Raw genomic sequence first — 26,045 nt, 5'->3', positions numbered from 1 at the left:
ATGAATCAAACTGCAGTAGCAATCAATCCAACTGAGTTAACAACTGAGTCAACAAGTGAGTCAACAAGTGAGTCTCAACGCAGTTGGATTGCCAATCTAAATCTAACTTTTAGCTCAACAGAACAAGGCAGCCGCTTAAGTTCGGTTGAGCGAAACGGGCCGCTTTCGGTACAAAAAGCTTTTTATCCCGAAGGTCCCGATTGTGCTCATGTATATTTGTTGCACCCGCCGGCCGGTATTGTGTCGGGGGATGAATTACATTTATCGGCTAGATTAAATGCAGCTAGTCATGCATTGTTGACCACACCCGGTGCAAACCGTTTTTATCGTGCACGTGAAGATGCCAGCTTGGGGACTTCTTTGCAGCTGCAAAAAACACATTACCAGCTGGCTGAGCATGCAATCTTAGAACATCTGCCGCAAGAAACCTTAATTTACAGCGGTGCAGATGCGATTAATCAACTAATGGTTGAGATGTCCGCTGATAGCATGTATTTCGGCTGGGATATTATTTCATTGGGCTTACCAGCAGTTGATAAACCTTTTATACAAGGTGCATTTACACAGAAAACGCAATTGTTGATAGATGGCAAATTAGCTTTTCATGATGTGCTTAAAGTGAATCAACAAAATGGATTATTGCATCATGTTGCAGGGCTGCGCGGACATTCTATTGTTGGGACGTTTTTAATTGCAGCGCCCGCCCAATTAAGCTCAGATAAAAATCAGCAAAAGTGCAGTGAGCTACTGGATATCTTCAGGCAAAAAGTAGAACAATTAAATGCCTGTCGTGAAATCAGTATTAGCGCATTGGATGGGGTTTTTGTGATTCGGTATTTAGGGCAACGCAGTTCACGTTGTAAGTTTTTATTTGCCGCAATTTGGCAATTGGCGCGTTTGCATCTTTGCCAACTGGCCGCTCATCAACCGAGAATCTGGTTGACTTAGTAACACAGATCTAAGAGAGAAATGTATGGATTTATTACCCAGAGAAAAAGACAAATTATTAATTTTTACCGCAGCATTGCTTGCTGAGCGTCGGTTAAATCGTGGTCTTAGATTAAATTACCCAGAAGCAATGGCGTATATCACAATGGAAATCATGGAAGGTGCGCGTGATGGAAAAACCGTTGCTGAATTAATGGATTATGGTCGTACCCTGCTAACCCGCGAGCAAGTCATGGAAGGGATCGCAGAGTTAATACCAGAAGTGCAGGTTGAAGCTACTTTCCCCGATGGCACTAAACTTGTCACTGTTCACAACCCAATAGTCTAGGAGCCCGCCATGATCCCAGGTGAAATTAAAACAGCAGAAGGTGAACACGAACTTAACGTCGGACGCGAAAAAATAACCATTGAAGTGGTTAACAGCGGAGACAGACCGGTGCAAGTGGGCTCTCACTATCATTTTTACGAAGCAAACCCAGCGCTTAAATTTGAACGCGAAAAAGCACTTGGGTTTCGGTTAGATATAACGGCCGGTACTGCTGTTCGTTTTGAACCCGGCCAAATTAGAGAAGTGACCTTGGTCGCCTATGCCGGTCGCAGAAAAGTATATGGCTTTCGCGGTGAAATAATGGGAGATCTTAAATAATGGCATCGATAGATAAACACGCTTATGCACATATGTTTGGCCCAACCGTGGGTGACAAAGTGCGTTTAGGCGACACTGAACTTTGGATCGAAGTCGAAAAAGATTTCACTACATACGGCGAAGAAGTGAAATTTGGTGGCGGTAAAGTGATCCGTGATGGCATGGGGCAAAGTCAGGCATCGTGCACCGCGACAGCGGATTTGGTGATAACCAATGCGTTGATAATGGATCACTGGGGCATTATCAAAGCCGATATCGGCATCAAAGATGGTCGGATTGCGAAAATTGGTAAAGCGGGTAACCCAGATATACAAGATAATATAGATATTGAAGTGGGGCCGGGTACCGAAGTTATTGCCGGTGAAGGGCAAATTATTACGGCCGGTGGTATTGATGCACATATTCATTTTATTTGCCCGCAACAGGTTGAAGAAGCGCTGATGTCGGGCGTGACCACCATGATTGGTGGTGGTACCGGGCCAGCAACCGGCAGCAATGCAACAACCTGTACGTCAGGCACCTGGTATATCCACAAAATGTTAGAAGCAACCCATGATATGCCGATGAACTTTGGCTTTTTGGGTAAAGGTAACGCCAGTTTGCCGCAAGCCTTGGAAGAGCAAATCGAAGCCGGTGTATGTGGTTTAAAATTGCATGAAGACTGGGGCACCACACCACAGGCAATTGATACCTGCTTGTCAGTGGCTGAAAAATACGATGTACAAATTGCAATCCATACAGATACTTTAAATGAATCTGGTTTTGTTGAAGATACAATCGGTGCATTTAAAGGCCGTACCATTCATACCTATCATACAGAAGGCGCGGGTGGTGGCCATTCGCCGGATATTATTCGCGCATGTGGCGAAGAAAATGTATTGCCTTCATCAACCAACCCGACGCGTCCGTATACGATTAATACGATAGACGAGCATTTAGATATGTTGATGGTGTGCCACCATTTAGATCCGTCTATTCCAGAAGATATTGCCTTTGCTGATTCGCGCATACGTAAAGAAAGTATTGCCGCCGAAGATATTATGCATGATATCGGCGCCATCAGTATGATCGCATCAGATTCACAAGCGATGGGAAGGGTCGGTGAAATGATATGCCGGACATGGCAAACCGCGCATAAAATGAAAACGCAGCGAGGCCCGCTAGCGCCAGATACTCAAGCAAACGATAACTTCCGCGCTAAACGTTATATTGCCAAATATACAATTAATCCGGCGATAAGCCATGGGATTGCACATGAGGTTGGCTCTATTGAAGAAGGTAAATTGGCCGATTTAGTTTTGTGGAAACCTGCGTTTTTTGGCATTAAACCGGCCATGATTTTAAAGTCAGGCATGATAGCTGCCGCCCCGATGGGCGATGCAAACGCATCTATTCCAACGCCACAGCCAGTGTACTATCGACCCATGTTTGGGGCGTTAGGTAAAGCGGCTTCACAGACTTCAATGACATTTTTGTCGCAGGCCGCAGTTGAAAATAAAGTGCCCGAACAATTGGGGTTAACGCGTTTGATTGGGGTGTGTAAAAACACTCGTAATATTGGCAAAAAAGATATGATCCACAACAGCGAAACGCCTAAGGTTGAGGTTGATCCTGAAACCTATGAAGTACGCGCCGATGGGGTTTTGTTAACCTGTGAGCCCGCCAGTGAGTTACCATTGGCACAGCGTTATTGTTTATTTTAGAAAACTTTTTCACCCGTTTTAAGGCAGAGGTAGTAAATGTTACAAGTGTATCAAAGGCTGTCACATGTACATCAAGCAGTGCAGGATAGCATTACTTTGGATCACGATACGCGACAAAAAGCGCGTATTAAAACAAAAACAGATAACGGACAGGATGTCGGTATTTTTGTTGAACGTGGGCATCCGTTAAAAGTGGGTGAAGTGTTAAAAACAGAATGTGGTCAGCTGATTGAAGTTAAAGGCGCGGATGAACCTGTTATTACGGCAAGCACTGACGATTGGTTAACGTTTAGCAAAATTTGTTATCACTTGGGTAATCGCCATACCGTATTGCAAGTAGGTGAGCGCTGGGTGCGTTTTAAACCCGATCATGTATTAAAAGAGTTGGTTGAAATGTATGGTTTAACCACCTCGGATAAAGCCGCAGTTTTTGAACCAGAAAGTGGAGCTTATGGCGGACATTCAGCCCATTCACACAGCCACTAACAGCCTTAAGTTAACCCGTTTATTGCAGTTATGTAGTGCGGGTTTACCTGTTGGCGGTTATTCTTTTTCGCAAGGTTTGGAGTATGCCGTTGAACTGGCATGGGTAAAAAATGTAGAAAGCGCCAAAGACTGGATTCAGCTTAATTTGCTGCATGCTCTAGCGCAAACAGATTTACCCGTGTTGCATGCTCAGATTGCGTGTTTAGCAGCAGATGACTTTGTTGAATTAAAGCGTTTAAACCAACTGATTATTGCGTGCCGTGAAAGTGCAGAGCTGCGAATGGCTGATTTGGCGATGGGTAAGGCACTTATCCGATTATTAAAACAGCAAAATATCGAGTTTGGCGAGGCATTGGCTGAGGTTGATAACTGGTCTGAAATTAGTTTTGTATCTGCTTTTGCGCTTGCCGCTTATTGCTGGCAAATTGATGCAGAATCCGCCGCTACAGGGTTTTGTTGGGCGTTTATTGAAAATCAGGTTGCAGCCGGGACTAAATTGATACCGCTTGGGCAAACACAGGCGCAAAATTTAATGTTTGAATTAAGCGAATGGGTTGAACAAGCCACATTAATTGCGAAACAAACAGATATCGATGAGGTTGGTGCGAGTTTACCCGCACTCGCGATGGCAAGCGCTTGGCACGAAACGCAATACAGCCGATTGTTTCGATCATAAAACGCAGGTTGTCGCCCTAAAGGACGACCTACACAGCTCGCAGCTTGAAATGTAGGTCGTGGCTTCAGCCCGACAATCGGTTCGAAACTCGAAATGTAGGTCGCGGCTTTAGCCCGACAATCGGCTCAAAGCTCGAAATGTAGGTCGCGGCTTTAGCCCGACAAAAGATTTTAGATCGGGTCAGTTTAGCGCTACTTTAGGCGTTAACGCAGGTTGTCGCCCTAAAGGACGACCTACACAGCTCGTAGCTCAAAGCTCGTAGCTCGAAATGTAGGTCGTGGCTTTAGCCCGACAAAGGTTTTAGCTCGACGCTAAAAAATTACAGTAAAATTTGGAGACACTATGAAAAAACAAACATTAAGAATAGGCGTTGGTGGTCCGGTTGGTTCTGGTAAAACAGCCTTATTACGTGAATTATGCTCAGCGCTACGTGATAAATACAATATGGCGGTTGTCACCAATGATATTTACACCAAAGAAGATGCTGAATTTTTAACACGCAATAATGCATTAGACTCAGACCGCATACTGGGCGTAGAAACAGGCGGTTGTCCGCATACTGCCATTCGTGAAGATGCATCAATGAATTTAGCGGCAATTGATGAATTGCAAAAGCGCCATGGTGAGTTAGATTTTGTTTTGGTTGAAAGCGGTGGGGATAACCTTAGCGCAACCTTTAGCCCTGAGTTATCTGATTTGACCATCTATGTAATCGATGTATCAGCAGGCGATAAAATTCCACGTAAAGGTGGGCCGGGTATTACTAAATCTGATTTATTGATAATTAATAAAATAGATATTGCTGAATACGTAGGTGCATCGTTAGAAGTCATGGATCGCGATGCGAAAAAAATGCGTGGTGAAAAACCTTTTATCTTTAGTAATTTAAAAGCGCAAAAAGGCTTGGATGAGATCATTCGCTTTATTGAAACAGAAGGCATGTTAAATATTGCTAAGTCAGCTTAATCGTTACATCGTCAAGGCGTTTATCTGTCGTATAATATCGTTTTAAGTTACCCTAATTGCGTGCAGAATAGGGTAACAAATCAATTTTTAGGGGAAATATTATGTTTCGTTCAGTATTAGTTGTTTTAATGGCGCTCTTTAGTACTCAGCTTTTGGCGCACCCTGATCACGCTATGGAAGGGACGGCGCATGCTGTTTACCATGCTGTATTTTGGTTGCTTTTTGCTGCTGTCGTGGTGAAGGGGATTAGTTTTTGGCGCAGTCGCCGTGTAAAAAACGAAAGCAATAAAAAGCAAGGTTAAGCCTTAAGCAGTTTAATGCTCAATTAACCCAATGATATCAATGTTCAATCCGATATCATTGGGTATGGCGTGACTTACAAGCGATTGAAAAATCGACTTTCTTCATACAAGGTTATCGGTTTTTCACCGACCGGTTTCATTGTAATCTTGAAATAAAAGTCAGTTACCGGCTCACTTAATAATGCTGGGTCAACGACCAAGCTAACCGGCAGGTTTGCAACATCACCGGCAGCAACTTCTATTTGTTGTGCACCAATCCATTGTGTTTTGTCTGCTAATTCAGTTGTAGTGAGATCATAAACCGCTGCGCTTTGCGATTTGTTCATTATTTTTAAAGTATATGTGTTTTCAATATGGCCGTTAAAGTTCTCGCGAAACAATTGATTGCGGTCTCTAATAATGTCCAAATCAAAAGGTTTTCTGCTATATAAAGCGTTAGCAAAAAGTGTCGTCATGACGGCTAATACAATAGCGTATGCAATCAGCTTAAATCTTAAAACCTGTGTTTTACCGCCGTTTAATTGCCGCTCTGTGGTATAGCTGATCAGGCCTTTTTGGTAGCCCATTTTATCCATAACACCGTCACAAGCATCAATACATGCTCCGCAGTTAATACATTCGTATTGCAGGCCGTTACGAATATCAATACCGGTAGGGCACACTTGTACACATAAGTTGCAATCAATACAGTCACCCAATCCTAATTTGGCAGGATCGGCTTTACGAGAGCGGGGGCCGCGTTTTTCGCCTCGTTCAGCATTGTAAGATACGGTGAAAGTGTCTTTATCAAACATGGCAGACTGAAATCTGGCATATGGACAAATGTGAGTACACATTATTTCGCGCATCCAGCCCGCGTTACCATAGGTACAGAATGTGAAAAAAAGCACCCACAAGGTAACCGCAAAACTGGCAGAAAAAGTGAAAAAATCGATATAAAGCTGACTAATATCGGTAAAATAACCGATAAACGTTAAGCTGGTATGCAAGCTGAATAGGATCCAGCAAAAATGTTTCAGTGCTTTTTTGGAAAACTTTTGTGCACTCATCGCTTGTTCATCTAATTTCATGCGCTGGTGGCGCGTACCTTCTATTTTTTCTTCAAACCAGATGAAAATAAACGTCCAGACCGTTTGTGGACACATATAGCCGCACCAAACTCGACCTAAAAACGCAGTAACAAAAAAGAGTGCAAATGCCGCTATAATTAATATCCAAACTAAGAACATTAAATCTTGCGGCCATAAGGTGACGGCAAATATGTTGAATTCTTGATTGGTGACGTCTAGCAATATAGCTTGCTTACCTTGATATTGTATCCAAGGTAGCAACATAAACGCGGCCATAAAAAATATCCCCATACGCCTTCGCACTGTTTGGTAAACACCTTGTACAGCTCGCATATATATTCTTTTGCCTGACGGAGATGTTTGGTTGCGGGAAGATTTTGCCGGTTGGATCTTAACTGGAGAGGTGTCTGATTTTATTTTAATTTCATCAGTCATATAAAATTGATTTATCCGCTGAACTAATTTTGTATTCAAGGACTTATAGTATAGCCTTAAGTAAAGCCATCAGGCTAAGCTAATTGTAAGTAATTTTATATTAATATGAGTTGGATCAATTATGTTGAAGAAACTACTTTTCTGGACTGTAGTGTTGGCGACTGTTTTTTACATTTGGCAACAGCCTGAGTTTCATTCATATAAACAAAGAATCATAAATGAAATTATGGGGATCGCCACTGAAACGACCAGTCAATCGAAAAAACCTGCTGCTCGAGATTTAGTCAATCGTTTTTCTCACAAGATGAAAGACTGGCCCAGTGAAGAGCAATATCACCTTAAATTTATTACCAGAAGTACCGACGCATTGGTTCACTTTGAGAATAAGTATTGTCGTGAAAGAATCTTATATCATCCTGTTTTTCCTGACGATAAATTAATTGAAATATGCTCAGAAGCTAAAAAAATAATAAAATTGTTAATTTTAAATTAATTTTTTGTTCTTTTTTTATTCTGTTTTTTCGGTTAGATTAAGGAAATGTGACGGATTATTGATATTGAGTAGTAACTATGTCGTTTTTGCAGGACCTTCCATTTGAAGGAGATTTATCAACACCACTAGGTGAGCTTGAACTGAAACGTAAATTACATGTGCGGTTAAGCTATAAGCAAAGAGACCAGATAGCGCCTTTTTGTATGTCTGCAGAAAAGATATTTTATCAGGTATTAGCAGAAGGCAATGCACAAGAACGATTGCATGAAGAGCAAAGGCGATTTGAAGAAGAGCTTAATCGAGTTCTATTGGAAGTTGAAAAAGATGCATTGATAAAACGACAATTCGCCAAAGACTCTATTCGAGACAAAAAACAAGCTGTCTTCAAAAGTGTTGATCTGCTGTTAGAGAAGCAGTTAGAAAATGCACTGACTCAACCTCTCAAATATTTTTGCAGTAGCCAAGACATGGGGCATTTAAAGCGGATATTTTCCGTTGTTGGAGACGACCGTATGTCTGTCACTGGTTTAACATCTGTTATTGAGCCTTGTCGCTGGCTCTCTAGTGCGATTATCAAATTTGTCAATGAAGCTGAATTCAGAGCAACGTTTAAAACCCCGGAAGCAAACGATTTAAAAAAAGCAATCAACCTGCTTAATGTCGAAGGCACTTGTTTATTATTGCCTGAGCTGTTGACTCAGTACCTTGCACAAAGCCATAAAGGGTATATGCAGTCACAGTGGCAACGGTTTATGCGCTATCAGCAAACGGTCAATATGTGTGCTTATTTGCTCGCACGCAAAAGCAAAAGAGCAGATGCTTATAAGGTGGCATGGTTAGCCAGTGTCAGTACATTTTCAGAATTAATGTTTATGAATATGCTCGCCGTTTTAGGGAAAGAAGCTTTAACTGCCAGTATGCAAATCGCTAATCAGCGACAAAGTGACTTTCGCAGCCAAACGATAGATGAGTATTTGCCAAGCACGGATGTATTTATTAATTTAATGCAATTAGCCAACATCGCTTTGCCCAAAACGATTGATGCGTTTAATTTTTCCCATTTACCCGCAGCACTCATACTTGATGTTTTTTCTGAAGCGGAGATGGATCCCAAAAACACCTCAGATGCAGCCTGCACTGCCATTATCATGCGTGCTAGAGCATTTGCTCAGTATCGTTATATCAGTACTGTTAAATTAGACAATAACGAGCATGTTGTCGATTTTCTTAAGAAATATCGAATGGATAATAGCAGTTTACAATTTTTAAGAGCGCAAGATTTCAGAGCCATGTCTGTCTATACGCTCTTGGGGTGGTGTCGCAGAAATTAGAGCTATCTACAAAAAGCAAGTATTCGTGCTTTTATGCATACAGTTATTCAGCGGTTATGTTAGAAGGTTCAATTTCAATCCCTAGATTTGTCACACCTTCCTGTTTAGCAAGTTTTCTAAGCTGCTGACATTTTGCTTTATCAAACTTGTTAATTTTTTCAACTTCGTCTAAAAACTCGTTTTGCGTTTCGATTTCCCACATCATATGCGGATGATGCAAAGCTTCTTGGCTATGTTCAACTTCTGCCGTGGTGATCAATAAACGTTCAATTGTCGCTTGTGATAATAAAGAGGGTAAAGTGACTTCTTTATTTTTAAATTCATTATCTTTTGCCAATAATGATAAGTTTGCAACCAGCGCCATGCCCGCATCTATCGCGGCATAGAGGCCAATACTGTCTGATTCTGCTTGTTGCGGAATTTGTTGTTCCACTTTTTCTTGTTGTAAGTTGATATCAATTTTAAATTTACTGTTGTAGACCCGCTGCCAAATCAATTCATTGGCATGATGTAAAACTTTGTAATCGCCTTGTTCACTAATTTCACTAAATAACTGGTAGTTCGGTAGCATTCTTTCGATGAGCATTTGGTTAAATACAATTTGTTGAAGGCTCGTTAAGGCTCTGATGCGCGCAAAAGTAGAAGGTTTTTTCATTATCTCTAATTATCTGTTGGGTTATGTTCTGTACTGCAGTGCCAGCATATTTCAAAACTAGCAGCGTTTATTTCATGACAGTTTTTACACTGCCAGTCAGGCTCTGAATTGAGTTCAAATCCTTGAATGGCTTTGGATGCTCGATAAAATTGCGTATGGTACACATAAATTTCTGTATTGATATCGACAGGTAACTCGCCCAAAGCGCCTGATAAAACTTCGTTGTTTAGTACGGCTTCAATTCCGATTTGCGCTAGCATGCCTTTAATGCAATGTGCCTGCAAATTATTTTGTGCCTGATATACCAATTTATGCTCTTTAGGTGGCATCTTCAGCCTCGGTTATTTGCTTAAGTTTTTTCTCGGCATATTCAAATTTCAGTTTGTATTCGGTGAGTTGTTCTTGGCTGTCATGTTGCAGTTGTAAATACATTTCTTTGTATTGATGCAATTCTTCACGCAGTGCCTTAATTATTTCTCGGGCTTTATCGTCGTCTTTTTTATATTTGTTTTGTTGTTGCAATATTTTACTATTGGCGGCGGCTATTTCAGCTTGTTTATTTTGTAGATCTAAATCTAGCTTTTGTTTTTGTTGTTTATATTCTTTATTTTGCGCTTCTAGATGTTTTAACGATTCTTTAATTGCCGCATATTCAGTTTGCTGGGTATTTTGGTATTCTTGATAGTGCTCTGCTTGTTTTTCGAGCTCGAAATTAAGCTCATCTACTTTTTTCTGAGAACGGAGCAGTTGTTTTTCTTGTTCTTGTAGTTGGTAGCTAAGTTGTTCTAGTTTACGCTCATTTTGCTGCTGAGTTTGTTCTAGTTGACGTCTGTATTCGCTATGTAGTTGCTGAATTTGAGCTTCACTTTCTAATAGTAGGCTAGATTTATAGTTTAGCTCTTGTTGGATGTCAGCTAGCTTATCATTCAGTTGTGTGACTTTGGCAACGAGTTGTTTGTTGTGATTTTCTAGTCTGTGTTGTTCTTGTTGCGCGCTGTGTTGTTCACGCTCTAGTTTGCCAGTGAGTTGTATCACTTTGGTTTTATATTGATTAAGTTCATTATCATAGTGTTCTTGTTGCACAATATGTTTTTGTTGAGACTGTTCGAGATCTTTTTCTAGTGCCTGTTGTGTTGCTTGTAACTCTTCATTTAAAGCTCTAAGCTTTTCTAATTCTTTGTTATTTTTAGTTGTTTGTTCAACCGCCGAAGATTGCAAAGTCGTAATGGTTTCATTTAACAGTCTAATCTGTGACTGCGCCGTTCTAACTTGCTGATATTGCTCATTTAGCAGTTCACTTTTTCTGTTAAGTTGTTCGACCAACTCGTTTTCATGTTGTAAGTGTTGGCGGGTTAACCCTTCTTTGTTTTGTGCTTGCTCGGCTAATATTTCACTGAGTTGTGATTTAAGCTCATCTACTTCAGTGGTTTGATCTTTTAAACGTCGCCATAAAGTCCGATTTTCTTCTTCTTTTTGATCTAATAAGTGGCGGCTTTGTTCTGCCTGTGAGTAAAGCAGATCATAATCTTGTTGTTTTTCATTCTGTTGCGTTTTGAGGTGTTTTAGTTGTTGTTTTAGCTCGTGAATTTGTTGTGTTAAATCGCTCTGTTGAGCAAATGATTCGCTTTTATATTCATTTAAAGCTAGGTTTAATGCTTCAAGTCTTTGTTCTGCTTGTTTTTGTGAGAGTAGCGTATGCTGCTCTACCTGTTGGATGATATCGCTAAAGGCAGAGTTTAAACTATCGGTTAATCGGCAGTTTAGTTGCGTTTGCTGGTTTTCAGGTGGTTGGCTAACAAAATCCTGCCAAATTCTGATACATTCTGATAGTTTGTCTGGCGGTGCTAGATCACTGAAGGATGCGCGCTCTACTAGCTTGCCTTCCATGCGCAATCTAACGCCTAGCTCTATAATTTGATGTGCAAGTGTAGTCATAGTTTTATTCCTTGTTCACTCAATTGAGTGTAGTCCCTTTTTAACTAAATGTTAACACTTTGCACCAAGATTTTACGCCCTTGGTGCTACAAAATTGGACAGTTTTTTGGCTTCAGCTAAGACTAAATCTTTGTACTCTGCTTCGGCTTTCATGCGCTCAAAATCTTGTCGCATGCGCTCTTTTTTCGGCAGTTTTTTACGCTCTTCAAGAATCGCTAAATGTTTTATCTTGTCATTCAAAGCGTGAATCGATGGATATTTTTTAGGGTATTGAGCTTGCGTTGCGTCAGAAACATGATCTAACAGAACTGAGATACGCAGTGCACCTTCACCGACTTCACATTGTTCTTCTTGCATCGCTTGACTGATTGTTCTGATACTTTCTTCCAATCGACTGTTACGTTGGTTTAATTTATTTTTGATTTCAGTTTGCTGTACTTTTAGTTGTAGTAGTAACTTCCCAGCGTAAAAAGCAAGTCCGCCCAATATTGCAGCTGCTAAGATAAGTAAGGTAATGATGGTGGTTGACATATTTGGTTATAAATCTCTTTTTAAATCACTATTTTCGAAGGCATCTAATAGAGCTTCGTCTTCATCTATCTCTTCTATACCTAATTTTTCAGCTAACCATGCATGACGCGCCATTTTTTTATTAAAAAATGCGAGCTCATGTGCCGTTAGGTCTTCACCTTGATCTAAACGATTTAAAAGCGCTTGTAGTTCATCATTTTGTTCAATTTCTTCTAATTCAGTCCACCAGTTGTCGCTTTGATCTTCTTGCGGCTTGTTTTTCGTTATCTTAATCTGAGGGCTAACATCTTTGATTTCTGTTTTAGGTTTGTCTGTGGCAGATAAGTCAATTGGCTTTTTACTGCCGAGACGTGGATCTTTTTGTGTCGTGCTTTGTTCTGCTGTGTTGTACTCAGAGACAGAATGGCGACTGCCTGGCTTTTGACCTTTTCGTTTATGTTTTGCGCTCGCTTGGGGTTTAATGCTTCTACTGGTTTCTGATTTACTTTTGGCTAATGGGCCAATCTTTCTTGATTTTTTGATGCGTGTCATGATGAAGGTTTTTCTGCGTTGCTTGCAATGGCGTGAATTTTAACATGCTAGATCGAAATCTAAAAAGAGAATCTGGTGCCATAAAAAACAAAAGCGGCATAAGCCGCTTATATAATCAAAAACTTTCTCGCGAAAGTATTGTTTAATTCTAAGTTCAGAATCCTTTTGAATGACTGACCTCCCGGTCACATTTATCCATTCGTTATTTTTATATCCGTTAGATTATTGTTCTTTGTGATCCATTCACTTTATGGCTTTCCTTAAGTAGTGCGGTTTACGTGTCACCCGTGACCTTTATCCAACCATCCGTATTCAACCAAAGTTTTCCTATAATGTTATTAAGCCTTTCCTTGGAAGTTTCCGTACCCATATTATCCACTTTTAAGCTGTTGACTCTACTTCATGTAGACGGCAATACTTTACTTAACTTGTGTTTCTTTACAAGTCATTAACCTTATTTTACTTCTTTATTTTTATTTTTTGTTTAAAAACATAATAAAAACAGCGTTTTATGTTTTATGCTAAGTCTCAGCTAGAGTTTATATACTACAGTGCTGTGAGATATTTCTTACAAGCTTATACTAGCAATCAATTGTTGCAGTCATATGAAGTTATTTAAGTGGAGTTATTTAAGATCGTTAAATGGGATTTACGACTATTCGTATTGGGTTGTTAAAGGAAGTAGTGGCTATCAACAACGTTGCGCGGTAAAGGTGAAAAGCAAGCGATATTAGCTTGCTTTTCAAAGTCATATCAGTGAAGGCCACTGACATACTGTGATAAAATGTCGATGTCTTTGTCTGATAATTTTTCAGCAATGGCACCCATCATATTATTTAAGTCGTTGTTTCTGGAACCGTTACGAAATGCTTTCAATTGCGCTGCGATATAATCTGGATGTTGGCCTGATAATTTTGGGAAACCCGCTAACGGGACGCCTTCACCTTGCGGACCGTGGCAGGCTGTACAAGCAGTTACACCGCGTGATGCGTCGCCTGCGCGGTATAATTTTTCACCTTGTGCAATGACTTCTTCCGGCGTGGCGCCCGGTTTTGTTTCTTGTTGAGCGTAAAAAACGGCTAAATCTTTCATGTCTTGCTCTGATAACGCTGCAACCATGCCACCCATAATAGCGTTTGCGCGACCTTCTGAACCGCCGCTCATTGCTCCGGCTTTAAAATCTTGCAGTTGCTTGAATAAGTATTCTGCATTTTGGCCTGCTATTTTTGGGTTGGCTGTAATAACACTATTTCCATCTGCACCGTGACATGCTGCACAGGTCGCTGATTTGGCTTTACCTGCTTCGGGGTCACCATCAATAGTTGTGGCCTGACTGTTTGCACTAAGGCCAATTAACATTGCTAAGGCAATTGCACTTTTTTTCATGGCTTGCGTCTCATTTATCGTTAAATTGAAGATATTTAGCGTATTTTAACCCACTACGCATTTTGTTTGCGCTATTTTACACATTTCACCGCAAGGCGAAACCATGTATTCAGCTTAGTTTTCGCATTATTTAGATAAATTATGTTTTTATAGAATGGTGCTAAACTTAGGAGGCGTTGTTAAATTAGCACAGGATAGTTTGTCTACATGAAATCTAACAAGAACATTTCTGTTCTTTCATGGCCTTTTGCCTTGTTATTGATAATCTGTTCTATCGGTATTATTTTTGTGTCAGAGTTGATTGCTGACAAGGCCTATCAACAACGTTTAGCTGCGCAAAAAAAAGAGCTCACTGAATCTGTATCTGTGTATCGAGCTCAGTTAGAACAAGCGCTGGCACGAGATTTATCCGTTACGTCTGCAGTGCGCTCTTATATCGCGGTTAATCCTGATTTAACACAAGCCGAATTTGCACTGTATGTTGAGCAGCTCTTGTCTGGTAGTAACCAAATCAAGAATTTAGGTGCGGCAAAAGATTTAGTGATAAATCTAATTTATCCATTTAAAGGCAATGAAGCTGCACTTGGTTTAGATTTCCGTAAAAACAAGGCTCAGAAAGATGCCGCTTTGTTAGCGGTTAATACAAAAAATATTGTTATCGCAGGCCCATTAAACTTAGTACAAGGTGGAGTTGGCTTAATAGCAAGAGAACCTGTTTTTAGGGCCGATAGTGGCGATTTGTGGGGGTTGGTTTCTGTTGTCATTGATGTTGATCTGTTATTAGGAAACGCCGGCATATCAAATAATGCGTTATTTGATATTGCCTTACGGGGTAAAAACTCAACCGGAGAGGCGGGCGATGTTTTTTATGGTCAAGCTGAATTATTTTCCCAAACAGAGGATGCGGTTACACTTAATGTAAGACTGCCTTACGGAAGTTGGTTGTTAGCTGCTAAACCGATAAAAGGTTGGCTCCCGGCTAAATATGAACCTTATCATCTTTGGACGACGGCAACCGTTTTTGTGCTCTGCTTTACTTTGCTAACGTTATATAGAATTGCGCAGCACAGAAAGTCTCAATTTCAACGGCAGATTGCCAGATCAGAGCGCAGATTCAGAACACTATTTGAGCAGAATCAAGTTGTCATGTTGTTAATAGATAAGGTGAATGGAGATATTATTGCTGCGAATTCAGGTGCTAAAGCTTTTTATGGATATTCTGATCAAGATTTTGTGCAACAGTCTATTCAGTGTTTAAGTGTGGATACGCATTTTGATGTTCAGCAACTATCACCGGTAAACGGTGCATCACATGACAATATGCTACAGAGTCAAAAAGTCACCGCCAAGCATATGCTGGCAAATGGCGAGAATCGTGTGGTTGAGCTTTTCCCGACACAAATCGAGCTGCAAGACAAAGATATTTTATTTGTTGTGATTCATGATGTGACTAAACAGCTGGAAAATGAAGAGCATTTAAGAGATGCAAAACACAAGGCAGAGTTAGCGAGTCAGAGTAAATCTCGCTTTTTGGCAAATATGTCGCATGAGATCCGTACCCCGATGAATGGCATCATTGGGTTAGCAGAGCTTGTCATGGATACAGAGTTGTCTGCACAGCAACACCAATACTTAAGCAAACTAAGATTATCAGCCGGCAATTTACTCCACATCATTAACGATGTGCTGGATTATTCTAAAGTAGAAGCTGGAAAATTAGAGTTGCAACCTGTTGATTTCAGTTTTTTTGAATTGATGAGTGGGCTCTCTGCTGCGGTTTCGCATTTAGCTTATCAAAAAAGGGTACTGCTTTTATTTGATGTCGGTGAAAATAACTTGCCGCAAGTTCGTGGAGATAAACTGAGATTACATCAGGTTTTATTAAACCTTTTATCCAATGCAATAAAGTTTACCGAGGACGGCAAGGTTAAGTTATCTATTTGCGCTGAACCGTTAGATCCCGAGCAAATTCAAGTTTCATTCAACGTTTCTGATACGGGTATTGGAATTGACTCGCGGCATCAGCAGTCTTTGTTTCAACCATTTAGTCAAGCTGATGAATCCAGTACTCGAAAATATGGGGGTACAGGATTAGGATTGGCCATTAGTCAGGATTTGGCTAAACTAATGGGCGCTGAGATTCAGCTGGAAAGTGAAGTGGGTAAAGGCAGTTCTTTTTATTTCAATTTAAATTTTCCGGTTGTCAAAGCGCCGCTAAATTATCATTTGCATAATCAAAGTTGCATTGCGTGGGTACAAGACTCCGATGAAGTTAAAATATTGTCAGCGTACGCTAAGTTGTTGCACCTTAAAGTAAAACATCAGCCTATAGCAAACCTTGGGCAAGCGAATGAGTTACTCAAGCACGCTGATTATTGTTTGTTTGATTGTGATTTAGGTTTTGAGGTTTTGAGTCCAATGCTTGCAGCAGCGGGTCCCCTAAAATCGCGATATATTGCAATTGTCGGTTCAGGTAACACGCCTTTGATTCGTGCGTTAACCAATGCAGGTGTCGATAAAATTCTGCTCAAGCCCTATGTCGCCGAAGATTTATATGCGGTGCTCAATCACCAGAATAAAGACCCCAAAAATACTCTTGTTCTAGAAGACACACCTTTACTTGATATTAGAATACTTCTCGCAGAAGACAATGAAATTAACAGAGAAGTTGCGGTTTCTGTGCTTGAGCTCTTAGGCGCGTCGGTTAGCTGTGCGGAGAATGGCCTCAATGCCGTGAAAATGGTCAATAAGCAGCCATATGATGTGGTGCTAATGGATATTCAAATGCCTGAACTAGATGGTATTTCAGCAACTGAAATTATTCGTCAGAATCATTCTGAGTTACCTATTATTGCAATGACAGCACATGTTATGCAATCTGAGGTAGAGCGCTGTCTCGCCGCTGGAATGAACGATCATTTGGGCAAGCCCTTTGAACGCTCGATCTTAGTTGAAAAAGTTTTACAGCACGCTAAAAAAAATCCTGACTAATGCTGATGTGCGTCGCGGCACTCCTCTTTTGGAAATTCAAACTCTATTGTGGTGTGCGCTAAATTAAAAGGTGCCATTGTTTTATTGAGTTGCGTCTTAAGCTCGGTTTGTTGCTGAGCTTGAATGGCTGCGTTTAATTCCAGATGCGCTGTTAGAACATGTTTTTCCCCATCTAGAGACCATAAATGTAAGTGGTGTAAGTCGGCAACATGCGGCAGGTTTTTGAGGCTTGCTTCTATTTCAGAGTATAAGGTTTCACTGGGTACGGATTGTAAAAACAAATACACAGTTTGTTTTAAATTTTTAAAAACGTTCAGTAAAATAAATAAAGTAAATCCTATCGATAACAATGGATCGAGGATAGCTAAAGGATAAATCAGCAATACCAAACTGACAATGAGTACGGCAACCCAGCCTAAAACGTCTTCTAATAAGTGCCAGTTAAGCACTTTCTCGTTCATGCTTTGTCCGTGTTGCAAACGCCAAGCTGCAAAGCCATTAACGAATATGCCCAAAATCGCTAAACCTATCATACCTTCAGCTACGGGCATTTGCGGCTCAAATAGTCTGGGAATAGCTTCGCTTAATATCCAGACCGAGCCTATTAATAAAATGCTGGCGTTGATAAAGGCGGCTAACAAGGACAATCGTCGGTAACCGTATGAGAAGCGTGTCGATGCCTGTTTTTTTGAGACTCGCTGTAATACCCAGCTTAAAGCAATGGCAAGAGTATCACCTAAATCGTGAACTGCGTCTGCCAGAATCGCTGTACTATTTGTCAGTAAACCACCAACAATTTCAATAATGGTAAAGGCAAAATTTAGAAAAAAAGCGATCGCAATATTACGCTCGCTTTGGTTTTGTAGATCATGTGTGTGGTTGTGGTGATGACCCATAGTGACCGATATTAGACAGTGATGCCTTTAGTTTAACGCATTATTCAAAAATTATGAGATAGATATGTCCACCCCAGACAATTAACATCGTGAGTAAGCTTAAGGCAACCGCTGCTGACGCCATATCTTTAGCTCGGCCGGCAAGCTTATGATGTTCTAGGCCAATACGATCGACGGTTGCTTCTATTGCCGAGTTTAACAATTCAACGATCAACACTAATATTAATACAGAGACTAACGCAACAAAACGAGTTAATGAATCACTGGTAAAAAAGGCGACTGGTATTAACAACAGAACAAGTAATAGTTCTTGTCTGAATGCTGCTTCATGTTTAAATGCGGCTTTTAAGCCTTTAAATGAACAACTAGCTGCTTTTAGAACTCGACTCAAGCCAGCTCCATTGGGTTTTAATGTATCACTATTTTCTGATATCGGCATAATCGCTTAGTGTTTGGTTTAATAACTGACTCAGTTTCGATTATTTGAGAATAGGTTACAATAGCATTTTAATGAATTTGTCGTGACAATTTGAGTGGATAATTTTGAAGAGAAACAGTTATCACGCACCCAGTGGTTTTTATCAGGTTGAAGAGGTTATTAAAAATAGCCGTTTTATCACGCAAATATTTAGGGTTGATAGTGCGCAACAGGCGAAACAATTAATTCAAAAACAGAAAGATGCTTATCCTGATGCCCGGCATCATTGCAGTGCGTTTATAGCAGGTCATCCAGATGATTCCAATCAATATGGCTTTTCTGATGACGGAGAGCCAAGTGGCACCGCTGGGAAACCCATGTTGGCTGTATTGTTAGGATCTGGACTGGGAAATGTTCTGGCACTTTCTATTCGCTATTTTGGTGGTGTTAAGTTGGGAACGGGCGGGTTGGTTAAAGCGTACGCTGGCGGTGTAAAACTCGCTTTACAAACCTTAGAAACAGAAATGGTGGTGCCACGAACTTTCTTTCGATTGGAATGCGAGTATCACCAGTTTGATCAAATTCAGTATTGGATTAAACAGCATCAAGTTATAATAGAAAAAGTGGACTATACCGACAATATTAACATGTTACTTGCGTTGGACGATCTGAACAGCGACAATTTCAAGAAACAGCTCAAAGATTTTCAATTAGAGCTTCAATCATTGGGAACGCGATAAAAATAATATGAAATACCGCGCGATAATAAGAATATTAGGCATCCTAGTGGGTATCTTTAGTTTCACTATGCTACCACCAGCGCTCGTATCTCTAATTTATAAAGATGGTGGTGGTTTAGCGTTTGTTTTAGCTTTTGTTGTGAGTCTTTTTTGGGGAGCTGTTTTATGGTACCCCAACCGAAAAGAAATCAGTGAGTTAAAGGCGCGCGAAGGATTTTTGATTGTTGTACTTTTCTGGATAGTGCTAGGCATGGCTGGATCGTTGCCTTTTGCTTTTATGGATTCGCCTTCAATTAGTATGTCTGATGCGATATTTGAAAGCTTTTCGGGTTTAACCACAACTGGTGCAACTGTTTTAACCGGGTTAGATTTTTATCCGAAGGCTGTTTTGTTTTATCGCCAGCAGTTGCAGTGGTTAGGGGGGATGGGGATCATTGTATTAGCAGTTGCCATTTTGCCTATGTTAGGGGTTGGTGGCTTACAGTTATATCGTGCTGAAACACCTGGCCCGGTCAAAGACTCTAAAATGACCCCGCGGATCGCAGATACTGCCAAGCACCTTTGGTTTATCTATCTTGCCCTGACGGTTACTTGTGCGCTTGCTTATTGGGCTGCAGGCATGACATTTTTTGACGCGATATGTCATTCATTTTCAACCATTGCTATTGGTGGTTTTTCGACGCATGACGCGAGTATGGGCTATTTCAACAGTCCGCTGATTAATTGGATTTGTGTTTGTTTCTTATTGATCTCGGGCGTTAACTTTGCACTTCATTACGGTGTGGTCAAAAGCCGTTCAATTATTAATTATCTGCGAGATCCTGAGTTTAAGGTATTTTTAGCTATTCAGCTGATTTTAACCTTATGCTGTTTTTTCGTTTTGTGGGATGCTGATGTTTATGCTACGCCTGAAGAAAACTTTAATCAGGCTGCTTTTCAGGCTGTTTCAATCAGCACAACCGCCGGCTTTGCAACCGACGCTTTTTCAGAATGGCCTTTGTATTTGCCCATTCTATTGCTCTTCGCCAGCTTTATTGGTGGTTGCGCCGGATCAACTGGCGGGGGATTAAAGGTGGTGCGGGTTGTGCTTTTGTATTTGCAGGGGGTGCGCGAGTTAAACCGTTTGGTGCATCCTAAAGCGGTATTTTCAATCAAACTTGGACGTCGTGCCTTGCCAGATAGGGTGGTAGATGCGGTTTGGGGTTTCTTTTCAGCTTACGCACTGATTTTTGTGGTGATTATGATTTCGCTTATCGCTACTGGACTCGATGATTTAACTGCGTTTTCAGCAACTGCGGCCTGTTTAAATAACCTTGGCCCTGGGTTAGGCGAGGTTGCGGCTTATTTCGGTAATATTCCGGATACCGCCAAACATATTCTGGTTGTCGCTATGTTGTTTGGTCGTCTAGAAATTTTTACTTTGTTGGTGCTATTCACACCAACCTTTTGGCGCTCTTAACGTCTATTTCCACATTGGTTTTAGAAAAAGATAGCTGAAGGTTGGAAGAGTTTTTCCACATCACTGACGTATTTTTTTTCTACCAAAAATAGTACGACGTGATCATTGGACTCTATGACGGTGCGGTTATGTGCAATAATAACTTCGTCTTTACGCACGACCGCCCCAATGGTTGTACCCGGTGGTAGTTTGATGTCTTTTATCGCTCTGCCAACAACCTTTGAGGTTTCTTTATCACCGTGAGCGATTGCTTCAATTGCCTCTGCTGCGCCCCGTCGCAGAGAATAAACATTAACAATATCACCTTTACGAACATAGGTGAGCAGTGCCGAAATGGTTGCTTGCTGTGGTGAAATTGCGATATCTATTTCACCTCCTTGTACTAAATCTACATAAGCTGTGTGCTGAATCAGTACCATGGTCTTTTGTGCACCCAAACGTTTTGCTAGCATCGCAGCCATAATGTTAGCTTCATCGTCGTTGGTTACGGCAATAAAAACATCCACTTGTTCGATATGTTCTTCATTGAGTAGCTCAGGATCGGCAGCGTCACCACAAAATACGATGGTATTTTCCAAGTGCTCAGATAAATAAGCAGCTCGCTCTGGATTTCGCTCAATTAATTTTACCCTGTGGGTATTTTCTAATTGCCGCGCTAAACCTTCACCAATGTTTCCGCCACCTGCAATCATGATGCGTTTGTATGAGGCTTCTAATTTCTGCAATTCGCTCATCACGGCCCGAATATGTTTTGTTGCTGCGATAAAAAAGACTTCATCATCCGCTTCAATGACGGTTGTACCAAGCGGCCTGATAGGTTTTCCTTGCCGATATATGGCAGCAACCCGTGTATCGACGTTTGGCATATGTTCACGCAGTGCTGATAACGCATGTCCCACTAGCATACCGCCATAATAGGCTTTAACCGCGACCAGACTCGCTTTACCGCCAGCAAAACCCATTACCTGCAAAGCCCCCGGGTAATCTATTAAGCGTTTTATATACTTAGTGACCAACTGCTCTGGCGAAATGATGTTATCAACCGGCATATCATGGTTGTGGAACAACTGGGGTTTGTATTTAGTGTACTGATGCGAGCGGATACGCGCTATTTTATTCGGGGTGTGAAATAAGGTGTAGGCGACTTGGCAGGCGACCATATTGGTTTCGTCACTATTGGTAACGGCAACAAGCAAATCTGCATCTTCTGCACCTGCTTTTTTTAACACATCAGGATGACTGGCGTGACCATTGATTACCTGAATATCGAGTTTATCTTGTAATTCACGCAAGCGCGCTGCATTGCTATCGACTAAGGTGATTTCGTTTTTACTTTTGTGCTCGCCAACTAAGTTTTCAGCGAGCGTTGCACCAACTTGTCCGGCACCTAATATAATTATTTTCATAATGACTTATATGTATTTTGTCGTATCAATGTTTTTTACGCAATCGTGCATAATAAAACCCATCCATATTTTGACTGCCGGGTAATATCTGCCAGCCGGGATCATCTCTGCTTTCTGTGGTAAATATCGGCATTAACTCTGCATCTGGGTGGTTGCCCAAAAATGTAGTAATTTGCTGCTTGTTTTCTTGCGGCAATACAGAGCAGGTTGCATACAATAAAGTACCACCCGGTTTTAACAGTGACCACATACATTGCAAGATGCTTTTTTGCAGTTCGGCAAGTTGGGCGATATCGTCTTCCCGACGCAAATACAAGATGTCAGGGTGACGCCTAATCACACCCGTTGCCGAGCAAGGCGCATCTAGCAAAATTCTGTCGTATTGTTGACCGTCCCACCAGTTTTCCGGTTTGCTTGCGTCACCGGCTATCAAGCATGCTTTCATTTGCAATCGATTTAAGGTATCTGCAACGCGGGTCAGTCTTTTTTCGTCTATATCTAAAGCATCCAGTTTGATGTCATTTGCCAGCTCTAGGATATGTGCGCTTTTGCCTCCGGGTGCTGCACATGCATCGAGTATTTTTTCACCAGCTTTAGGTGCTAATAACAATGCGGCTTGCTGCGCCGCTTTATCTTGCACAGAGCAGCTTCCTTCAAAGAAACCCGGAATTTTCTCTACAGCACAGGCTTGCTCTAACAACAATGTTGCAGCTTGGTTTTTATCTGGATGAAAACTTATATCTGCGTCTCGCAATGTTTGCTGAAAGGTTTCACTATCTTGTTTTTTTACATTAACTCTAAGCCACATAGGCGCTTGCTGGACATTTGCTTTGATTATTTTTTTCCAGCCTTTAGGGTAGGCTTGTTTTAATAATTTACTGAGCCACGCAGGGTGAGAGGTTTGCACATCAGCAGGTAACAAGTTAAGTTTTTCCAGCAAGGTGTCATATTCGCGTTGATACTCTCTTAGGACTGCATTGACTAAGCCCGTCAGTTTATCTAGTTTCAACTGACGACAGCCTTCAACGGTTTCAGCGATCGCGGCATGATCTGCTACGCGATTTTGATCGAGTTGGTACATACCTATCGCTATCAGGTAACGCACTTGGTTTAGATCTGGCTTAAGTTTGCTGTGGGTTAATTGGTTTATGCAATAATTATATTTGGCGTATTGTCTTAAAACACCGTAACAAAAATCCTGACACTGACCTTTTTGCGCCGCATTTAGGTTCTCTGTAAATGGAACAAAACAGTTGGATAGCGACTGTTTTTCGTCCAGTACGGCAAACAATATTTTTGCGCATATTGCGCGGGTATTGATCATTTCAGTATTGTTCCTACGCTAAACCAATCGGCTTTGCCATTGAGTATATCGGCAACGGGTAGTGCTTTTTTCCCCGCTAGTTGCAGTGTTTTCAACGCTAAAATACCCTTACCGGTTTGCACTTGAATACCGTTCTTGTCGGCGACTAGGATGCTGCCTATCGGTGCTGATATTGTTTTTTGAGCAACTGCTGTGGCGTCGATCACCTTAATGTTTTGTGAATGATGTTCAAAGAAAGCGCCGGGCCATGGAAAAAATGCACGGATATTTCTTTCCAACTGCATGGCATCTAGTTGCCAGTCTATTTGGGCTTCAGCTTTACTCAGTTTTTTCGCATAGTTAGCTTGTGTATCATCTTGTTTTTCGCCCGCAATTTGATGGTTTTCTAATTTATTCAAACATTCCAATAAAGCCAGTGGACCTAATTCAGCGAGTTTTTCGTAAAGGCTAGCGGATGTGTCTTGTGCTTCAATGGGTAAGCTGCGCTTTAACAGCATATCGCCTGTATCTAAACCTTCATCCATTTGCATTATAGTAACACCTGTTTGTGTATCACCGGCCCAAATAGCACGTTGGATGGGGGCTGCACCTCGCCATCGAGGTAACAACGAACCGTGGACGTTAATACAACCACGTTTGGGTGTATCCAGTACAGATTTAGGCAACAACAAACCGTAGGCCACAACAACCATTATGTCGGCATCCAGCGCACTGAGCTGCGCTTGTGCCTCTTCACTTTTTAAGCTATTTGGTTGGTAAATCGGAATTTGATGTTGCAACGCAAGCTGTTTAACTGCAGAAGCTTGCAGTTTTTTACCGCGCCCAGCCGGACGATCAGGTTGGGTGTATGCTGCCACAACTTGATGTTCGGAGGCTATCAGAGCTGCCAAATGGCGAGCTGCAAAATCCGGCGTACCGGCAAATATAATTTTTAGTGACAAAGTTGTACCTTTAATTTATCGAGCGGCTAAACGAGCCTCTTTTTCCAGTTTTTTACGGATCATTTGTCTTTTTAACGGCGATAGGTAATCGACAAATAGTTTGCCATTTAAATGATCCAACTCATGCTGGATACAAATAGCCAGCAGACCGTCAGCTGTGAGAGTAAACGCTTCGCCATCTCGGTTCAGCGCTTTTACCGTCACTTCATCGGCCCGTTCAACTTTGGCATAGACACCCGGAAAAGATAAACATCCTTCTTCGTGTACTCTGTGTCCACTTGCTTCTATGATTTCAGGGTTAATAAAAACTAAAGGCTCGTTTTGTTCTTCGCTACAGTCAGCCACAAAAATTCTTTCAATAACATCAACTTGAGTGGAAGCTAAACCGACTCCTTGAGCTTGATACATAGTTTCTATCATATTGTCACAGATGGTTTTTACATCATCAGTAACGTTTTCTACGACTTGTGCGACTTTACGTAATCGCTCGTCTGGATATTTTAATACTTGATAAACTGCCATAATCTTGTGTATTTTTTCACTACTAGAGGTTAAATTTGCGTTATGCTTTAATTCTAGACATTTTAACCATTTTATACAGAACATTCATAATTATTAGTCAAACAAGGACGCTGTATGTACAAATACCTGCGCTATTTTATTTTATTGGCGGTTTTTCCCGCATGTTTAAGCTTTGCTGATGTATTAAAAATACGCGCAGATGCCCCACAAGAATACATTGTAAAAAAAGGTGATACTTTATGGGACATCTCTGCTTTGTATTTAAACACACCATGGAAATGGCCTCAATTATGGGGAATGAATCCTCAAATTGAAAATCCGCATTTAATTTACCCTGGTGATTTATTGGCGCTAATTTATAACGAAAAAGGCGAACCCAGATTAGTGGTTAAGAGCGAAGCGAGTGAGCATAAAACCGTAATAAAGCTTTCGCCTAATAAACGGATTAAACACAAACGTTACGAGGCTATTGCGACGCTTCCGCTGAATGTAATAACACCTTACTTAAATTATGAACGAACATTATTTGAAAACGAATATATGAATTCTCCTCTTGTTATTGGTGGAGATACGAATACAAAGAACAAAATTGAAGGCGATGTGATTTATGCATCGGGTGAATTAGAAGATGGCCATTTGTATGGCGTTTATCGTAAAACACGAGCATATAAAACAGGTGGTTTTTTCAGTACAGAATATGCTCAAGAAATGACGCTTACCGGTACGGCAAGAGTGGTTGATGTTGAAAATCCAGAACTGGACTACCCAGCTAAATTAAAAGTGTTAAGCAATCGTAGTGAGGTTAGAGCGGGTGATCGTTTGATTTCTTTGCTGACAGACCAATCTTTACCCGCCACTTTTACCTTGTCTTTACCAGAGCAAGATATCTCGGCTCGTATTTTGACTTCATCCAGTGGTCATTCCCAGTTTAGTAAGCTTGAAGTAGTTGTGATTGATGCTGGTTCAAAGCAAGGTTTAAAAGCGGGCCATGTATTAGGTATTTTTCGTCAAGGGCCTGATATATTGATGGATGATGAGGCACCGCAATATGTCGAAGATGCCGGCAGGTTTAGTAAACTTTTTGCCACGCTAAACCCATTTAGTGATTATCAGATGCCGTATGAGGCTATCGGTAGTATGGTTGTTTTTAAAACTTATAATGATTTAAGTTATGCTCTGATTACTGATACCCAAAGAGCGCTAAAGTTGGGTGATAAAGTTATGCTGCCTGAATAATTTTAAACAGAATATAAG

At 41.1% G+C, this 26,045-nt stretch carries 27 protein-coding genes; 14 read left to right on the top strand and 13 right to left on the bottom strand.

Going from position 1 to position 26,045, the window contains the following annotated elements:
* The 8 genes from FNT16_RS05850 (at position 1) to FNT16_RS05815 (ending at position 5,727) form a co-directional block, all read left to right on the top strand.
* A complete protein-coding gene (locus FNT16_RS05850) occupies positions 1–948 on the top strand; it encodes an urease accessory protein UreD (RefSeq protein WP_143870654.1) in 948 nt (315 codons plus the stop codon).
* A gap of 25 nt (positions 949–973) precedes the next feature.
* On the top strand, positions 974–1,276 hold the full coding sequence (locus FNT16_RS05845) for an urease subunit gamma (RefSeq protein WP_143870653.1): 303 nt from the start codon (positions 974–976) through the stop codon (positions 1,274–1,276).
* A gap of 9 nt (positions 1,277–1,285) precedes the next feature.
* Complete coding sequence (locus FNT16_RS05840; RefSeq protein WP_143870652.1) at positions 1,286–1,594, top strand: urease subunit beta; 309 nt, start codon at positions 1,286–1,288, stop codon at positions 1,592–1,594.
* Positions 1,594–3,297 (top strand): urease subunit alpha, encoded by a 1,704-nt coding sequence (ureC, locus tag FNT16_RS05835; RefSeq protein ID WP_143870651.1) that lies wholly within the window; start codon positions 1,594–1,596, stop codon positions 3,295–3,297. Before FNT16_RS05840 ends, ureC begins: the two co-directional genes overlap by 1 nt.
* Positions 3,298–3,333: 36 nt before the next feature.
* Positions 3,334–3,783, top strand: a complete 450-nt coding sequence (gene ureE / locus FNT16_RS05830; RefSeq protein WP_143870650.1) for an urease accessory protein UreE — start codon at positions 3,334–3,336, stop codon at positions 3,781–3,783.
* Positions 3,749–4,459: an urease accessory protein UreF gene (locus tag FNT16_RS05825; protein WP_143870649.1), complete on the top strand. Its 711-nt coding sequence runs from the start codon at positions 3,749–3,751 to the stop codon at positions 4,457–4,459. The genes ureE and FNT16_RS05825 overlap by 35 nt, the downstream gene beginning before the upstream one ends.
* Before the next feature lie 342 nt (positions 4,460–4,801).
* Complete coding sequence (gene ureG, locus FNT16_RS05820; RefSeq protein ID WP_143870648.1) at positions 4,802–5,425, top strand: urease accessory protein UreG; 624 nt, start codon at positions 4,802–4,804, stop codon at positions 5,423–5,425.
* A gap of 101 nt (positions 5,426–5,526) precedes the next feature.
* Positions 5,527–5,727 (top strand): hypothetical protein, encoded by a 201-nt coding sequence (locus FNT16_RS05815; RefSeq protein WP_143870647.1) that lies wholly within the window; start codon positions 5,527–5,529, stop codon positions 5,725–5,727.
* A 74-nt stretch (positions 5,728–5,801) separates the two neighbouring features.
* Here FNT16_RS05815 and ccoG read toward each other — a convergent pair whose 3' ends face one another.
* Positions 5,802–7,232, bottom strand: a complete 1,431-nt coding sequence (ccoG, locus tag FNT16_RS05810; protein ID WP_143870646.1) for a cytochrome c oxidase accessory protein CcoG — start codon at positions 7,230–7,232, stop codon at positions 5,802–5,804.
* Between the two features lie 121 nt (positions 7,233–7,353).
* Between ccoG and FNT16_RS05805 the strand changes: the two genes are divergently transcribed.
* A complete protein-coding gene (locus FNT16_RS05805) occupies positions 7,354–7,725 on the top strand; it encodes a hypothetical protein (RefSeq protein WP_143870645.1) in 372 nt (123 codons plus the stop codon).
* 77 nt (positions 7,726–7,802) lie between these two features.
* Entirely contained in the window at positions 7,803–9,056 is a 1,254-nt protein-coding gene (locus tag FNT16_RS05800; protein WP_143870644.1) for a hypothetical protein, read from the top strand.
* Positions 9,057–9,099: 43 nt separating this feature from the next.
* Here FNT16_RS05800 and FNT16_RS05795 read toward each other — a convergent pair whose 3' ends face one another.
* The 6 genes from FNT16_RS05795 to FNT16_RS05770 form a co-directional block, all read right to left on the bottom strand.
* Positions 9,100–9,711, bottom strand: coding sequence for a YjaG family protein (locus tag FNT16_RS05795; protein WP_143870643.1), 612 nt, complete (start codon positions 9,709–9,711; stop codon positions 9,100–9,102).
* Positions 9,712–9,716: 5 nt separating this feature from the next.
* Positions 9,717–10,040: a putative signal transducing protein gene (locus tag FNT16_RS05790; RefSeq protein ID WP_143870642.1), complete on the bottom strand. Its 324-nt coding sequence runs from the start codon at positions 10,038–10,040 to the stop codon at positions 9,717–9,719.
* The gene (locus FNT16_RS05785; protein ID WP_143870641.1) at positions 10,030–11,646 is read right to left on the bottom strand and encodes a hypothetical protein; all 1,617 of its coding nucleotides are present in this window, start codon (positions 11,644–11,646) and stop codon (positions 10,030–10,032) included. The genes FNT16_RS05790 and FNT16_RS05785 overlap by 11 nt, the downstream gene beginning before the upstream one ends.
* 72 nt (positions 11,647–11,718) lie before the next feature.
* Positions 11,719–12,177 carry a DUF2489 domain-containing protein gene (locus FNT16_RS05780; protein ID WP_143870640.1) on the bottom strand — a complete coding sequence of 153 codons (459 nt, stop codon included), beginning with the start codon at positions 12,175–12,177 and terminating at the stop codon, positions 11,719–11,721.
* Between the two features lie 6 nt (positions 12,178–12,183).
* Positions 12,184–12,708: a Der GTPase-activating protein YihI gene (gene yihI / locus FNT16_RS05775; RefSeq protein ID WP_143870639.1), complete on the bottom strand. Its 525-nt coding sequence runs from the start codon at positions 12,706–12,708 to the stop codon at positions 12,184–12,186.
* A gap of 753 nt (positions 12,709–13,461) precedes the next feature.
* Entirely contained in the window at positions 13,462–14,094 is a 633-nt protein-coding gene (locus FNT16_RS05770) for a c-type cytochrome (protein WP_143870638.1), read from the bottom strand.
* A 207-nt stretch (positions 14,095–14,301) separates the two neighbouring features.
* On the opposite strand from FNT16_RS05770, the gene FNT16_RS05765 reads away from it, so the two are divergent.
* A complete protein-coding gene (locus FNT16_RS05765) occupies positions 14,302–17,085 on the top strand; it encodes a response regulator (RefSeq protein WP_143870637.1) in 2,784 nt (927 codons plus the stop codon).
* Here FNT16_RS05765 and FNT16_RS05760 read toward each other — a convergent pair.
* Together FNT16_RS05760 and FNT16_RS05755 are read right to left on the bottom strand one after the other, a co-directional pair.
* On the bottom strand, positions 17,082–17,981 hold the full coding sequence (locus FNT16_RS05760; protein ID WP_143870636.1) for a cation diffusion facilitator family transporter: 900 nt from the start codon (positions 17,979–17,981) through the stop codon (positions 17,082–17,084). The genes FNT16_RS05765 and FNT16_RS05760 overlap by 4 nt on opposite strands.
* A 40-nt stretch (positions 17,982–18,021) precedes the next feature.
* Positions 18,022–18,420, bottom strand: a complete 399-nt coding sequence (locus FNT16_RS05755) for a diacylglycerol kinase (RefSeq protein WP_143870635.1) — start codon at positions 18,418–18,420, stop codon at positions 18,022–18,024.
* Between the two features lie 104 nt (positions 18,421–18,524).
* Between FNT16_RS05755 and FNT16_RS05750 the strand changes: the two genes are divergently transcribed.
* Together FNT16_RS05750 and FNT16_RS05745 are read left to right on the top strand one after the other, a co-directional pair.
* Entirely contained in the window at positions 18,525–19,139 is a 615-nt protein-coding gene (locus tag FNT16_RS05750) for a YigZ family protein (RefSeq protein WP_143870634.1), read from the top strand.
* A 7-nt stretch (positions 19,140–19,146) separates the two neighbouring features.
* Positions 19,147–20,598, top strand: a complete 1,452-nt coding sequence (locus tag FNT16_RS05745; protein ID WP_143870633.1) for a TrkH family potassium uptake protein — start codon at positions 19,147–19,149, stop codon at positions 20,596–20,598.
* Between the two features lie 20 nt (positions 20,599–20,618).
* Here FNT16_RS05745 and trkA read toward each other — a convergent pair whose 3' ends face one another.
* From trkA to def, 4 genes are read right to left on the bottom strand one after another with little or no spacing between them, the layout of a single operon-like run.
* Positions 20,619–22,004, bottom strand: coding sequence for a Trk system potassium transporter TrkA (gene trkA, locus FNT16_RS05740; RefSeq protein WP_143870632.1), 1,386 nt, complete (start codon positions 22,002–22,004; stop codon positions 20,619–20,621).
* Positions 22,005–22,029: 25 nt separating this feature from the next.
* Positions 22,030–23,328, bottom strand: a complete 1,299-nt coding sequence (gene rsmB / locus FNT16_RS05735; RefSeq protein ID WP_143870631.1) for a 16S rRNA (cytosine(967)-C(5))-methyltransferase RsmB — start codon at positions 23,326–23,328, stop codon at positions 22,030–22,032.
* Positions 23,325–24,269 carry a methionyl-tRNA formyltransferase gene (gene fmt / locus FNT16_RS05730; protein ID WP_143870630.1) on the bottom strand — a complete coding sequence of 315 codons (945 nt, stop codon included), beginning with the start codon at positions 24,267–24,269 and terminating at the stop codon, positions 23,325–23,327. The genes rsmB and fmt overlap by 4 nt, the downstream gene beginning before the upstream one ends.
* 15 nt (positions 24,270–24,284) lie before the next feature.
* Positions 24,285–24,791, bottom strand: a complete 507-nt coding sequence (gene def / locus FNT16_RS05725) for a peptide deformylase (protein ID WP_143870629.1) — start codon at positions 24,789–24,791, stop codon at positions 24,285–24,287.
* 114 nt (positions 24,792–24,905) lie between these two features.
* Here def and FNT16_RS05720 point away from each other — a divergent pair, with 114 nt between their 5' ends.
* Complete coding sequence (locus tag FNT16_RS05720; protein ID WP_143870628.1) at positions 24,906–26,027, top strand: LysM peptidoglycan-binding domain-containing protein; 1,122 nt, start codon at positions 24,906–24,908, stop codon at positions 26,025–26,027.
* The last annotated feature ends 18 nt before the right edge of the window (positions 26,028–26,045 follow it).

The organism is Catenovulum sediminis (assembly GCF_007289895.1).
GTDB classification, from domain to species: Bacteria; Pseudomonadota; Gammaproteobacteria; order Enterobacterales; family Alteromonadaceae; genus Catenovulum; species Catenovulum sediminis.
This window is presented reverse-complemented; position numbering and strand designations above follow the sequence as displayed.